This is a genomic window from Bradyrhizobium sp. CCBAU 53415, assembly GCF_028128735.1.
GTDB lineage: Bacteria > Pseudomonadota > Alphaproteobacteria > Rhizobiales > Xanthobacteraceae > Bradyrhizobium.
This window is the reverse complement of record NZ_LBJF01000019.1, coordinates 19,110-32,453: the sequence shown is the minus strand read 5'-3', so window position 1 is coordinate 32,453 and position 13,344 is coordinate 19,110. Positions and strand designations below refer to the sequence as shown.

Sequence of the window (13,344 nt, the reverse complement as noted above, 5' to 3'; positions counted from 1 at the left end):
CATGACAGTGAATTCAACCGACCCGGCCGCTCCGGCAAGCCCGGGCGAGCGCTTGCGACCGCAGGCCCGCTTTCCCGTGACCCTGGAAGGGCAGCCTGCGCTGGTGACCGGCGCCAACTCAGGTATCGGCCGCGCGGTCGCGCTGGGGCTGGCCGCGGCCGGCGCCGACGTCGTCGTCAACTATGTCGTGGATCCCGTCTCAGCCGAAGAAGTCGTTCATGAAATCGAGGCCCGGGGCAGAAAAGCGATCGCAATCAAGGCGGACGTCGGCAACGAGGATGACGTCCGGTCGATGTTCGCCCGTGCCATCGATCATTTCGGCACGTTGCACATCGTGGTGAACAACGCCGGACTGCAGCGCGACGCGCCCCTCCATGAGATGACGATCGATCAGTGGAATAAGGTGATCGGCGTCAATCTCACCGGCCAGTTCCTATGTGCCCGGGAGGCAGTCCGCGAATTCAAAAGACGGGGCATCGTCGGTGACATCTCGGCCGCGGCCGGCAAGCTCGTCTGCATGAGTTCGGTCCATCAGGAGATTCCGTGGGCGGGCCACGCGAACTACGCGGCATCGAAAGGCGGCGTGATGCAGATGATGCGAAGCATCGCGCAGGAAGTCGCCCCCATCGGCATCCGCGTCAACGGCATCGCACCCGGCGCCATCCGGACGCCCATCAATCAGCGCGCCTGGGAGACGAGGGAAGCGTACGAAAGCCTGATGACGCTGGTGCCCTACAAGCGCATCGGAGAGCCGGACGACATCGCGCAGGCGGTCGCCTGGCTCGTCTCCGACGCCGCCGACTACGTCACCGGCGCCACCCTGTTCATCGACGGCGGCATGACCCTATTCCCCGGCTTCGCAAGCGGAGGCTAGGCAAAGCCTCAGGGTCATGATCCCAACGAGAACCGCTGGTCGCATCGCTTACGCAGCAATTGGAGGATCGAACTTTGGTAAATGGCGCACGGGCAATGGCTGCAGGTAAGATCGCGCGCAAGATGGCGAGCGCTCTGACATCGGTTCTGAAGCGCCGCTCGGCGGTGAAGAAGGCAAGTAAGACGCGGGAGAAGAGCGCAAGCCAGGTCTCGCCGCCCCCAGGTCGCGAAACATAGCTGGTGCTCCGATGCCGATCTGGTTGACCGCCGGCCTTTGGGGGCTGCTTGGTGCCTCATCGCTGCTCCTGGGAGCAGCCGTCGCATTCGTCCTCAGAATGCCTCGGTACGTTACCGCGGGGATCATGTCGTTCGGTTGCGGCGTGCTGATCTCGGCCGTGGCCTACGACCTGTTGGAGGACGGGTATCAGGAAGGCGGGATCTGGCCGATCGTCGCCGGTGCCGTTGCGGGCTCCGCAATGTATGCCCTTGCCGATTGGGCGGTCTCTCGAGCAGGCGCGCATTCACGTAAACGGTCCGGGGACCAGCAGGCGAACGCCGGCCAAGGCGGAGGGTTGGCGATCGCAATCGGGTCGCTCCTCGACGGGGTTCCGGAAAGCGTGGTTCTGGGGCTCGGGCTGTTGAGCGGGAAAGGCATCAGCCTCGCTATGCTGGCAGCTATCTTCCTGTCCAATTTCCCGGAAGGACTGTCCAGTGCGCTCGGCATGCGAACCGCGGGTCGCTCCCGGCTCTACATCTTTGGCCTTTGGGCAACGATCGCCGTCCTCTCCGGGCTTGCTGCTTCCGCGGGAGCGGCTTTCCTTGGCGGAGCTTCCCCTCAGGTCGTTGCTGCCGTGAGTGCCGTCGCTGCGGGCGCTCTCCTGACGATGGTGGTGAACACCATGGTGCCCGAAGCGGTCGAAGGCGAACAGAAGCTGGCCGGCTTGCTCGTTGTCGTCGGCCTCCTCGTCGCCTTTGCGCTCTCTAACTTAGGAGAGACTTAGAACGCCGGGCCGTGCGATGCAGAAGCAAGGCTGTTGTCGGACGGGCCCTGCGGGTCGCTCGCGACGTGAAGGGGAAAGCCTGGACTTCACCCTCTCCAGGACGACAAGCGACGATCGATTGGCGTCCTGAAGCGCCTCGAAATCGACTGAGAATGACACCCTGAATCGCGGAACGGGTGGTACACAGGGGTGGTCATGAATCCTTGTTTTCCGCGGATTTTCACACAATCGCGGCGAAGGGGGAAGAGAGTCCCACTGACGCCGAGATTTTCCGCGCCAGACTACGATTTCTGCGAAAACATACCGGGCGCGCGTGTCAAATACCACGACAAGGCGCCGCTTCACCCTTTCTCGAACGCGACAAGTTCAGCGTTGAGCTGATCCTCTGCAAACGGCTTTTGCAGGATTTTGCAATTTCGCCATTCTTCCTCGATCCCTGCTCCGTAGCCTGTCGTGAACAAGAATGGGACGTCCCTGGTCTGCAGCATCTCGGCCAGACCATAGCTGAATTCGCCGGCGAGGTTGACGTCCAAGAGGGCTACATCGAATCCGCCAGCGTCGATCAAGCTCGTTGCTTGTGGGACATTAGTCGCCTTGGCAACGACTTCGTGGCCCAGTTCTTCGGCCATGTCTTCTATCATCATGGCAATTAAGCTTTCGTCTTCCACCACCAGCAGCCGCAGCGGCATGTCGATCTCCAAAGGTGCATCTCAGGCAAGATAGAAAGGTTTTGCCGACCATGACCTAGCCGGCGCCCCGCAGACGAACGATTTTGGGATCGTCGAACTCGGCAAATGCTTCGTGGAGCCGGCGCGCCAACTCTTCCTCCTGAAACGGCTTCCTTATCAGCCTCGCGTGATGGATCTCTTCAAGAGCCTTGAGGTCGGCATAGCCGGTCGCAAAAAGAGTCGGAAGATGCGGTCGGAGTCCATGTGCCTTCTTGGCAACCTCCACGCCGCTCATCGCCGGCATGGCGTAGTCCACTATCAGAGCGTCAAATTGCTCCGGCCCGGCAAGGATATCCAAGGCGGCGGCGCCGCTACCCACGCTGACAACGGAGTACCCCAGCTCTTCGAGCATCACGCCGACCACCTCGCGAACGGCGCTGTCGTCGTCGACCAGAAGGATTGTCTTGGCGGAGGCCCGGCCTGACGCGGTCTCGCTTTTCGGCGTCTGCCCAGGGGCCTGGGAGACATTGGCGGCGCGAGGAAGATAGACGCTAACGCTGGTACCTTCCCCTGTAGCCGTCCTGATCTTCACGCCACCGCCGGACTGCTTGGCGAACCCGAATACTTGCGGCAATCCAAGGCCTGAACCTTTTCCGACCTCCTTTGTGGTGAAAAACGGCTCGAACACATGGTCGAGAACATGTGGAGGAATGCCGGTACCGGTGTCGCTCACCGTCAGGACCACGTAATCACCCGGAGGCGGGTCGGCCGGCCTGGCCGGCGGTTCTTTGACGACCGCCTGACTGGTTTCGACGGTCAGCGCGCCGCCGATCTCCATTGCGTCCCGCGCGTTGATGGCCAGATTGAGAATGATCAATTCGATCTGGGTCGGGTCAACGAGTGCTGGGGCTAGGTCGCTCTTCAACACGGTTTCGATCCGGATTGAGCCTTTCATCGTGCTCTGCAGAAGCTCGCTCATCCCGGTCACGGTTTCATTCAGGTCGACGGGCTTTGGCTCGAGCTTCTGGCGCCGCGAGAACGCCAGCAACTGGGCGGTAAGTGTGGCTCCTCGCTCAGCCGCGGTCCGCATGTATTGGAGGCGCGATCGGACGTCCTGCTCGCGCTCCGGCTTGTCGAACCGCTTCTCCACGAAAGCAATGTTGCCCAGGATGACCGTAAGAAGGTTGTTGAAATCGTGAGCGACCCCGGCGGTGAGCTGTCCGACGGCCTCGAGCCGCTGCATCTGCCGGAGGGTCTGTTCGACGCGCTCCCGCTCTTCGATCTGCCGGGCGAGTTCGGCGTTGCGTTCAGCCAGCGCGGTCGCTGCCGCTCTTTCGGCGGTGCAGTCGCGTCCAACGAGATAGATGGCTTCCTCATCCGGCGCTGCATTCCAGGTGACCCACCGCCATTCGCCGTTCGCATGGCGGATACGGCTTTCGAAGCGACCGACGGTGCGATCGCGGATCGTATCGGCAAGCTGTCGCTTCACCTCGGTGCGCTCTTCGGGGGGCAGCAACAGATCGAACATGCTCTCCGTAAGGGTGCCTTCGGCGTACCCGAGCATTGTGCTCCAAGCCGGGTTGAGGCGCCGCAATCGTCCCTCCCGTCCGATCACGGCGAACAGGTCTGGACTGAGCCGCCAAAGGCTGTCTCGCTCCGCGGTTCGTTCCGCGACGCGACGTTCCAGGTCGGTCGTGAGGTCTTCCAGATCCTTCTTCGCTCTGCGTTCCTCGGTGATGTCGCGCACGACCCCGACAAAGCGTTTGAATTCCTTCTCTTCGAACAATGCCTGACCGCGGGCGGCTATCCAACGCTCGCTGCCGGCGTCCGAGAAGATACGATATTCCGCACCGAACGTGCCATCGTGTTCGCGAGACCACTTCGTCGCCTGGCGGACAGCCTGATGAAGTCGGTCGCGGTCGTCCGGATGACAGGCGGCAAGATAGTCTCGATAACCCGGCGATTTCTGGACCGGCCAGCCGAGCATCGCCTTCGCGCTGGCGTCCCACTTGAGCTCTCTCGTCGCCGGATCATAGTCCCACAGGCCGAGCTTGGCCGCTTCCATCGCCAGACGCGCGCTGACTTCGCTGCGGGCCAAAGCATCTTGGATCTTCTTGGCCGATGCGCGCTGGCGGGCTTGTTCGAGCGCACGCTCTACCGCTGTCGACAGCCGTGTGAGATTCCGCTTCACCACGTAATCAGTGGCGCCCCGCTTGAGCGCGTTTGTGGCAAATTCCTCGCCAACGACTCCCGATACGAAGATGAAGGGAAGATCGGGCTGCAGAACCGTGGAGATGTTCAGTGCCGAGAGGCCGTCGAAATCGGGCAATGAATAGTCCGCCAGCACGATGTCATGGCCGCCGCCTTCCAAAGCCGCGACGAAATCCCGTCTGTTGTAGACGCGGTCGAGTGTGAAGCCCAATTGGGCCTTCGATAGATGCGCCGCCAGCAGTTCGGCATCGATCTCACTGTCTTCAAGCAGCAGAATGCGGATAGGCTCTTGCTTCATCATTGGGCCTCGTTGGTGAAGGGGCGGGGAGGCGGCTCGTTCAGCACGGCCCAAAACATTCCGAGATCCTGGATGGCTTCGAAGAAGGCGTTGAAGTCCACGGGCTTCACGACAAAGGCGTTGACGCCCAGTTCGTAGCTCTTCACCAGATCGCGCTCCTCTCTCGAGGAGGTCAGCATCACGACGGGGATCTGGCGCTGGTGGCGGTCATTCTTGACCTTTTCGAGAACCTGCAGCCCGTCGATTTTGGGAAGCTTTAGATCGAGCAGCACAACGGCCGGATCGCCGGGCGGCCTGCCTTCGAAGCTGCCTCTCGCGGCCAGGTAATCGAGCGCTTCGGCTCCGTCGCGAGCAATGACGATCTCGTTAGCCAACTGGCACTTCGCAAGCGCCGCCAGCGTCAGCTCGAGGTCTCGCGGGTTGTCTTCAACAAGCAGAATCGGTCTGAGGTCCGGCAATTAAGAGCTCCTCTTCTTCAAATCTTTGGGGCGCGGCAAGGTGAAAGTGAGGGAGGCGCCGGCCCCTACCTTGCCTTCGGCGCTAATTGAGCCGCCGTGGCGGTCGACGATGCGCTTGGCCAAGGCCAATCCGATGCCAGTCCCCTCGAATTCCTCGGCCCTATGAAGGCGCTGAAAGACGCCAAAAAGCTTGTCGACGTACTTCATCTCGAAGCCGACGCCGTTGTCAGCGACGATATAAGTCGTGCTGTTCGCGTCTTCGTGGCCTGAGATGGTGATGATGGCCGGGTCCCGCGGCGCCGTATACTTGATGGCGTTGTGAAGCAGGTTCTGAAGCACCTGACGAAGCATGGCGGGGTCGCCATAGCCTATTGGAAGCGCCCCTACCTGCCATTCGATGTTTCGCCCCTCGGTCTCCGTCCGCAACGAATGCCTCAATTCGTTGACAATCTTGGCGACATCGACGTTCGACTTGAGAAGCTGAGAGCGCCCGAGTTGGGAAAAATGCAAAAGGTCGTCGACGAGCCTTCCTGCCGAGATGGCGGCGCCCCTAATTGTTTCGATGTAGTGACGCGACTTTTGATCGAGCCCTTTCTCCTTGTCCGACAGAAGTTCTGCGAAACCGACGATGTGCCGGAAAGGGGCACGCAGATCGTGCGAAATCGAATAGGAAAACGACTCCAGCTCCTTGTTGGCGGCTTCCAGCCGGTCCGTGAGTTCAGCACGCTCCTCCGCAGCCTTCAGCACAAGAGTCTGAATCGACGCGCGGAAGCCGAGCGCGCTCTCCACTTCTGCCGAAGTCCACGGCTTCGACTGCTGACGGACAAGCTGTTTCCAAAGGTCGAAAGACTTGCGCGGATGAAGCCGGCCGGCCCCGCTCTCCATAGGCTTGTTGGGATCGCCTCCCCAAGCAACCGTCTTGACGACTTCGGGCCTGAACCAGATGATGTAATCGCCCCGGATCTGCGAGATGGAGACCGCCAGCACACCACTGGCTTTTTCGCTCAAGAACTCGCCGCCCGACCATATCGAAGCCAGCGAATTCGTTTCCAATACGTCGTGCCCGGCCTCGAAGAGCCACGTCGCCAGATCACGTATCTGGCGCTCGCTCGGCGTCTGACCGGTCGTCAGTATGCCGCCCTGCACGACAACTGCAGCGCCTTCCGCATCCACAAGCCGCAGCCATTCGTGCGGATTGTTTACCAGCCCGCGCTGAAACGAAGTCGCGACCGAAAGCTTGCTGAGCAGCGACGTCTCCACGCTCTTCAGCTCAAGGCGTTCCGCGGCACTGCTTGCCTTCAGGCGCGAGCCAATCTGCAGCGACACGACTTGAGCGAGGATGTCGCATGCGGTGCGGATCTGCGCGTTGACCATCCGAGAGGCGCGGCTATGCCCGGAGATGAGCCCCCACAACGCACCGTCGACGATGATTGACATCGACATCGACGACGCCGTCTCCATGTTGCGCATGTATTCGAGATGAACGGGCGAAACGCTGCGCAGCGCCACCTGCGACAGGTCAAGCGGCAGTCCGTTGAGGGGACTGATCGAGGGTTCGATCTCGACCGGATCGTAGCTGGCGTCAGGAATGAGCCGGATCCTGTTCAGGCGATAGAGCTCCCGCGCTTGAGCGGGAATATCGGATGCGGGAAATCGAAGGCCGAGGTAGGAAGGAAGAATTTTATTCGTGTCTTCGGCCAAAACCGTGCCGTCGCCGTTACCGTCGAAGCTGTAAAGGAGAACTCGATCAAAATGGGTGATTGCCCGCACCTCGCGGGCCACCTCCTCAGCGATGCTAATAATATCGTGGGCACCGGATATGCGGTCCAGAAAGTCCCGCAACCGCGGGTAAAGACCATCCAGCGTCGACTCGCCTGGCCGCGGCGGTGGTTCGAATTCCAACAAGAGTCCTTGGGGGCTGCGGTGGGCGGTGAGCTGAAGCTGCTGCGATCCGACTGCAACCAGGTAGAAAAGCGTGTTTTCGCCTCCCGACAACCACCCACGGATTTCCTCGCAAAGCGTGGTCGCTTCCTCATAAGCAGAGAGCAACGCGTCATTGCCGACATCGAACCCAAGCAGTCGGCGAGCGTTCGCGCTCTGTTGCAATATCTTCAGGGTTTCAGGTTCGACCACCAAAAGCGCGCCGTGAGGCTGAATTGCTCCCGGGATTTTAATGGGCTCTGCGGCACACTCTTCAAGATAGCCGTCATCCAACTCGGTCACTGGGTGATGCCTTCTTGACTCAGAGCTTATGGCAAGCAAATGCCGGTGGTCAGTAGACTTTTCTGGGATGCGGATTTGCGCATAGGGAACGGAATGAACTTAACCCAAGTTCCGGCATTTTGTTCCATGATGCGAAGGCGGGGCGAGATTTGCTCGCTATGACAAGTGTTTACTGTGGACTCTGACCCTTCGCGTCTCGCGCTCCGAACGTCGAGGGCAAGAAGAAATACAGTCGTACTCGCAGGCGAAAAGGCGCTGAGGCCAACGTCGGCGCTTCGCCGAGCTTCTGATGGTGCTTGAGCTGTTGCGCGCCTGTTCATCGAGAGCACGACTAACGCCGGCTAATGCAACTTACAGACAATCCGGCGAGATGGTCCAAACCGCCGTATGCTTGATCTCGGCGTCTTCTAGATCGCGGGTCACCGGTACGCGATAGTCGGCGAGTCGGACAAGCTTTGCCTTCGGAAGGAAAGTGCGCCCGGGATCGCCGATCAAGATAGTCGCACCGGCGCGCGCATGGTCGGCCAGAAATGCAAAGGCACGCGTCGCGGTGTCCCCCTCATAGAAAATGTCGCCCGCGAGGATGGTCTGCCATCGGCCGTTTGGTTGAGTGTCGAGCACGTCCTCGCCGCACGACGTGAGGTGGACCAGGTTGACCTCCGCATTGAGTTCGGCCGCCGCGATCGCGAAGGGGTCGATATCAGACACTGTCACCCCGACCGCGCCGGCCTTCATCGCCGCGATGCCGACGAGTCCAGAGCCAGAAGCGATGTCGAGCACGTGCCGGTCCCGCACGGTAACGGGGTGATCGAGCACGTAGCGAGCCAGCGCTTGACCGCCCGCCCAGGCAAAGGCCCAGAAGGGCGGGGGGAGACCGGCCTCGTTCAGCTCGTCCTCGGTCTGCTGCCAGATCGGCACCGATTCATCGGCGAGGAAGACCGCGATTTCCGGCACCAGCGGCACCGACCGCAGCCGGGTGTTGGCGCGGATGAAGGATTGCGGGTCGGCAATGGTCGTGGCTGTCAAGGCGGGCCGTCGCTGTCTTGGTCCCGTGATAACTAGCATAAACCGTCTCCCGCCGCGAAGGCGGGCTTAGGGCGGCCGCTAATCCGACTTCGCGAAGTGTCTCCGCCCCTCGCGAGAATCTCCTGTGATCCGATCCTACGATCCTCGACCGCCTCGAAAATGGCTTGGATTGAACGTCCGAAGCGCTAAACAGGTGGTACACAGCGGTGGCCACAAAAACCAACCGGCCCTTTTAGGAATCCTTGTTTTTCGGCGGTTCTCGCGCCTCCGGCGCTCTGGGGAAGAGAGTCCCACTCTCTCCGCCACGTCAAATTACGTGACAAAAATCCGCCAAGGGAAAGCAGCATCTTGGCCGAGTTTTCCCGGTCTGACGATTTAGGCCTGTTGAGCGGCGGATCTATGGGGCCTAGCCAAGTAATTGCAGCAATGATCAGCGTGCCGTAGTGCTCCTCTTCAGCGATGCAAACTGCTTTTTCAGGCGCGGCACTGCAAAGTCGGTGAAGGCGCGCACCTTTGGCACCGAGAGCCGGCCCTGCGGGCAGATCAAGTGCGCGGGCATTTGCGGATCCTCTTGGTCAGCCAGCACGATCTCAAGGTCGCCGCGTGCGAGGGGCTCCGCCACCTGGTACGAGTACATCCGCGCCACGCCGCGCCCCGCGACCGCGGAGGCTACTGCCGCATAGGTACTGTTGACGATGAGGCGAGGATTGAATTGGACGGTCCGCGGCGCTGACGACCCGGCCTGCGCTGCGAACGTCCAGGAATTGGGCAGATGCGCCATGGCTACGATCTGGTGCTTGGCGAGGTCACTTGGCTCGGCAATGCGTGGATGCTGCTTCAGATAGCGCGGCGCCGCCACGACGACACGGTTGATCTCGCCGACCCGCATGGCGATCATCGTCGAATCCACCAAAGGACCGATGCGAAGCGCGACGTCGACGCCCTCCTCAACCAGATTGACCGGTCGGTCGAACAGCAAGAGTTTTGCCGACACGGCCGGATAGGCGTCCAGAAACGCATCTAGAATAGGGCGCAAGACCATCTCGCCTGACACGACGGGAGCCGTGATCGTTAGAATGCCGCGCGGCGCTGCGCGGGCTGCGGTTGCGATGTCCTCGGCCTCCTCGAGCTCGGTGAGGACGCGGCGGCAGACCTCGACATAGCGCTCGCCATCCTCGCTCAGCTTGATCGATCGCGTGGTCCGGTGCAGCAGCTCGGCGCCGACACGCTCCTCCAGGAAAGCGATTGCACGGCTCACCGCGGCCGGGGAGCGGCCGAGTTTGCGCCCTGCCGCAGCCAAGCTTCCTTCGTCCACCGCAAGGACGAACACCTTCATCGCATCCAGCCGATCCATGCCTTCCTGCCGCACCATCACATTCCGGCGGCAGGCTAGGCGTTCGCCGCCGTCGCGACAACCACCTCGAGGCGCGGCCCCGCATTCGTTCGCCTGGCGAAAGAGTGTCTGCCGGGCTGCGGATATTCGCAAGCAAGCCGCCGCAGCGTAGCTGAGGAGGCAAGCCAGCCGGCGCTGGCGGAGCTTTCAACCAGCAACAGGAGCCTCTCATGGGTATCGAGCAGAAGGTCGCCATCATCACCGGTGCGTCGCAGGGTATTGGCGCAGCCCTGGTCCAGGGTTTTCGCAATCGCAACTACCGCGTCGTGGCGACGGCGCGCTCCATCAAGCCATCTGACGACGATGACGTCCTCGCCGTTGCCGGCGACATCGCCGATCGTTCCACCGCCGAACGCGCCGTCTCGCAGGCGATCGCCCGCTTCGGTCGGGTCGACACGCTGGTCAACAACGCCGGCATCTTCGTAGCAAAGCCGTTCACGCAATACACGGCCGAGGACTATGCGGCGGTGACGGGAACGAACGTCACCGGCTTCTTCAACATCACGCAGCTCGCGATCGCGGAGATGGAGAAGCAGGGCTCGGGTCACATTGTCCAGATCACCACGACCTTGGTCGATCAGGCCAACTCGAATGTGCCGTCGGTGCTGGCTTCGCTGAGCAAGGGTGGGTTGAACGCCGCGACCAGGTCGCTTGCGATCGAGTATGCCAGGCGCGGCATCCGTGTGAATGCCGTTTCGCCCGGGATCATCAAGTCGCCGATGCATCCGGTCGCGACACATGCGCAGCTCGACGCGTTGCATCCGGTCGGCCACATGGGCGAGATGTCCGACATCGTCGATGCGGTGCTCTACCTCGAGGGTGCCTCCTTTGTCACCGGCGAGATCCTGCATGTCGACGGCGGCCAGAGCGCAGGCCACTGAACGCGGAGCGGGACCATGCCAATCGTCACCATTCAAGTGACCCGCGAGGGGACGACGCCTGGAGCGGCGTCGCTCACGGCGGAGGAAAAAGCCGCGTTGATCAAGGGATCGAGCGAGCTCTTACGCGACGTGCTCGGCAAGCCGCTCGACTCCACCTTCGTGGTGATCGAGGAGGTCGACACCGACAATTGGGGCTGGGGCGGCCTGCCCGTGCCGGAATTCCGCCGCCGCCGCACCGCTCGGACGGACTGATCCGTTGCAGGAGGGTGACATGACCGACGCAGACACGAAGCAGCACATCAAGTCCCGGCTGCCGCCGCGGCCGGGATCCGACTCACGATCAACCTGGCGATACGCCGTGGCGGGCCTGTCGGCATCGCTGGTCGGCCTCGGACTCGCCCGTTTCTCCTACACGCCGCTGATCCCGGCATTGATTGCGGCAAAATGGTTTAGCGCGTCGGATGTCGTCTATCTCGGCGCGGCGAACTTGGCCGGCTATCTCGCCGGCGCGCTTGCAGCACGAGCTCTCGCGGCCCGAGTCGGTGCGGTCCGCGCCCTGCGGGCGATGATGTTGCTTGCCACGCTCTCGTTTCTTGCGAGCGCAACGTCGCTGTCGTTTACGTGGTTCTTCGGGTGGCGCTTCCTGTCCGGCCTGACTGGCGGCATCATCATGGTGCTGACGGCTTCCGTCATCCTGCCGCACACCTCGGCCGCCCGGCGCGGCATCGTCGGCGGGGTGATTTTCGCCGGTGTTGGCCTGGGAGTGGCTGCGTCGGGCACGCTGGTGCCGTTGCTGCTGCAGCAGGGCTTGGAGCAGAGCTGGTACGGTCTTGGCCTGCTCTCGGCGCTCCTCACGCTCGCGAGTTGGTGGAACTGGCCGGCCGAAGCCAAACCTGCTGCTACGCCGTCGCATCAAGCGAAGCACCACCGCGGTTCGCTGTCTGCGCGCGCGCTGTTGCTCCAATACGGTCTCAATGCGGTAGCCCTGGTGCCGCACATGGTTTTCATTGTCGATTTCGTGGCGCGTGGCCTCGGCCAGGGCATTGCCGCGGGCTCCCGCTATTGGGTGCTGTACGGTCTCGGCGCAGTCGTCGGCCCACTCGTCACCGGTCAGCTCGGCGACCGTTCGGGGTTCGGACCCGCTCTCCGCGCCGCGTTCCTGATCGAGACGGCTGCGGTGCTGCTGCCCACTGTCAGCACGGCGCCGCTGTCCCTGATCGTATCGAGCGTGGTCCTCGGCGGCTTCACGCCCGGTATCGTGCCCCTGGTCCTAGGACGGGTCCATGAGCTAGTGCCCCACTCGCTCGAGCACCAGCGCGGGATGTGGAGCCACGCCACGACCAGCTTTGCCCTATTCCAGGCGGCTGCAGCGTACGGTTTCTCGTGGATCTACGCCCAGGCCGGAGGCGATTATCTGGTCCTGTTCGGACTTGGCGGCGCCGCTCTGATGCTTGCATTGGCGATCGATCTCGGCGTCTCGCTCATGACCCGAGAGAAGTAGTCACTGGAACTCGGCCCGGCATGGGTCTTCCGTTTCGGCCGCCAGACCCTCGCCTTGCCGCGGCGATCCTCGCACCTAGGGCCGCCTCGCAGAAGCTAACGAGCCATAACAACGCATAACGAGCAAATGGCGGCCGTCCGTAGCAATGTGTTCGCAGGACAGCGGCAATCCAATGCCGAATGTACAGCGAGGATCTGCCCCGTGCGGATCCGCGAAAGGCTTCGGCTCGAACGTGCCGATGACATGCAACACATTAGGAGATCAAGAGATGAACAACAACCAGATCGTCGATTCCAGCTTCACCGCCATCATCAATGCGCCGATCGACCGGATCGACATTCCCGATTGGTGCTTCAATCTCTCCGAGCACGAGTATCAGGGCTGCTCCCCGGCGCATATCGCCGCGGGCTTCACGACCACGCCCGATGGCAAGCGCATGTCCATCAATGTCGAGATCATCGGCGGGAGCCTCATGGTTCAGCATTACGTCGAGACGCTCGGCCGGAGAGATCATTTGATCCTCGACTCGACATCGGACGTCTTCACGCCGAACGGTCGAACCACGATCCACGTGACCTGGGAGTTGAGCGTCAAGGAGATCGAACCCGGCAAATGTGAGTTCACTAACAGGGTCAAAACGCATGCCACGGACGAGTTCATGACGTTCATTGGCAAGCAGGGCATTCCGCTCGAGCTGTTCCGAGCGCAGCGCCAGCCCTTCTCGATCTCTCACAATCAGAGCGAAACGCCGCTGTTTGCGGCCAGCATCGAGCGGGCAGCTCTGCAGAACAACCGATAGCCAACCGGCGGG

General features: G+C 61.9%; 12 protein-coding genes. 6 read left to right on the top strand and 6 right to left on the bottom strand.

What is annotated here, in order from left to right:
* The first annotated feature begins 1 nt into the window (after position 1).
* Both XH87_RS11640 and XH87_RS11635 read left to right on the top strand, forming a co-directional pair.
* Complete coding sequence (locus tag XH87_RS11640) at positions 2-874, top strand: glucose 1-dehydrogenase (protein ID WP_271587382.1); 873 nt, start codon at positions 2-4, stop codon at positions 872-874.
* 247 nt (positions 875-1,121) lie between these two features.
* Positions 1,122-1,874: a ZIP family metal transporter gene (locus XH87_RS11635; RefSeq protein WP_028141939.1), complete on the top strand. Its 753-nt coding sequence runs from the start codon at positions 1,122-1,124 to the stop codon at positions 1,872-1,874.
* A gap of 341 nt (positions 1,875-2,215) precedes the next feature.
* Here the strand turns inward: XH87_RS11635 and XH87_RS11630 are convergent, their stop codons facing one another.
* The 6 genes from XH87_RS11630 to XH87_RS11605 all read right to left on the bottom strand — a co-directional run bounded on the left by XH87_RS11630 (position 2,216) and on the right by XH87_RS11605 (position 10,112).
* A complete protein-coding gene (locus XH87_RS11630) occupies positions 2,216-2,563 on the bottom strand; it encodes a response regulator (RefSeq protein ID WP_028141938.1) in 348 nt (115 codons plus the stop codon).
* Positions 2,564-2,618: 55 nt separating this feature from the next.
* Positions 2,619-5,054 (bottom strand): response regulator, encoded by a 2,436-nt coding sequence (locus XH87_RS11625; RefSeq protein ID WP_271587381.1) that lies wholly within the window; start codon positions 5,052-5,054, stop codon positions 2,619-2,621.
* Positions 5,051-5,509 carry a response regulator gene (locus XH87_RS11620; RefSeq protein WP_028141937.1) on the bottom strand — a complete coding sequence of 153 codons (459 nt, stop codon included), beginning with the start codon at positions 5,507-5,509 and terminating at the stop codon, positions 5,051-5,053. Before XH87_RS11620 ends, XH87_RS11625 begins: the two co-directional genes overlap by 4 nt.
* Positions 5,510-7,732: an ATP-binding protein gene (locus tag XH87_RS11615; protein ID WP_271587380.1), complete on the bottom strand. Its 2,223-nt coding sequence runs from the start codon at positions 7,730-7,732 to the stop codon at positions 5,510-5,512. It lies immediately after the preceding gene.
* A gap of 351 nt (positions 7,733-8,083) precedes the next feature.
* A complete protein-coding gene (locus XH87_RS11610) occupies positions 8,084-8,758 on the bottom strand; it encodes a class I SAM-dependent methyltransferase (RefSeq protein ID WP_035703259.1) in 675 nt (224 codons plus the stop codon).
* A 430-nt stretch (positions 8,759-9,188) separates the two neighbouring features.
* Positions 9,189-10,112 (bottom strand): LysR family transcriptional regulator, encoded by a 924-nt coding sequence (locus XH87_RS11605; protein WP_035703286.1) that lies wholly within the window; start codon positions 10,110-10,112, stop codon positions 9,189-9,191.
* Positions 10,113-10,321: 209 nt separating this feature from the next.
* Between XH87_RS11605 and XH87_RS11600 the strand changes: the two genes are divergently transcribed.
* The 4 genes from XH87_RS11600 (at position 10,322) to XH87_RS11585 (ending at position 13,332) form a co-directional block, all read left to right on the top strand.
* Positions 10,322-11,032: an SDR family NAD(P)-dependent oxidoreductase gene (locus XH87_RS11600; protein WP_035703262.1), complete on the top strand. Its 711-nt coding sequence runs from the start codon at positions 10,322-10,324 to the stop codon at positions 11,030-11,032.
* A 15-nt stretch (positions 11,033-11,047) separates the two neighbouring features.
* Positions 11,048-11,284 (top strand): tautomerase family protein, encoded by a 237-nt coding sequence (locus XH87_RS11595; protein WP_035703264.1) that lies wholly within the window; start codon positions 11,048-11,050, stop codon positions 11,282-11,284.
* Positions 11,285-11,303: 19 nt separating this feature from the next.
* Entirely contained in the window at positions 11,304-12,533 is a 1,230-nt protein-coding gene (locus XH87_RS11590; protein WP_271587379.1) for a YbfB/YjiJ family MFS transporter, read from the top strand.
* Between the two features lie 268 nt (positions 12,534-12,801).
* A complete protein-coding gene (locus XH87_RS11585) occupies positions 12,802-13,332 on the top strand; it encodes a hypothetical protein (RefSeq protein WP_035703267.1) in 531 nt (176 codons plus the stop codon).
* The last annotated feature ends 12 nt before the right edge of the window (positions 13,333-13,344 follow it).

Excerpts from the sequence above, each read along its gene's own strand:
- XH87_RS11630 (WP_028141938.1), bottom strand. The coding sequence starts at position 2,563 with ATGCCGCTGCGGCTGCTGGTGGTGGAAGACGAAAGCTTAATTGCCATG.
- XH87_RS11595 (WP_035703264.1), top strand. The coding sequence starts at position 11,048 with ATGCCAATCGTCACCATTCAAGTGACCCGCGAGGGGACGACGCCTGGA.
- XH87_RS11605 (WP_035703286.1), bottom strand. The coding sequence starts at position 10,112 with ATGGATCGGCTGGATGCGATGAAGGTGTTCGTCCTTGCGGTGGACGAA.
- XH87_RS11625 (WP_271587381.1), bottom strand. The coding sequence starts at position 5,054 with ATGATGAAGCAAGAGCCTATCCGCATTCTGCTGCTTGAAGACAGTGAG.
- XH87_RS11585 (WP_035703267.1), top strand. The coding sequence starts at position 12,802 with ATGAACAACAACCAGATCGTCGATTCCAGCTTCACCGCCATCATCAAT.
- XH87_RS11640 (WP_271587382.1), top strand. The coding sequence starts at position 2 with ATGACAGTGAATTCAACCGACCCGGCCGCTCCGGCAAGCCCGGGCGAG.
- XH87_RS11590 (WP_271587379.1), top strand. The coding sequence starts at position 11,304 with ATGACCGACGCAGACACGAAGCAGCACATCAAGTCCCGGCTGCCGCCG.
- XH87_RS11635 (WP_028141939.1), top strand. The coding sequence starts at position 1,122 with ATGCCGATCTGGTTGACCGCCGGCCTTTGGGGGCTGCTTGGTGCCTCA.
- XH87_RS11600 (WP_035703262.1), top strand. The coding sequence starts at position 10,322 with ATGGGTATCGAGCAGAAGGTCGCCATCATCACCGGTGCGTCGCAGGGT.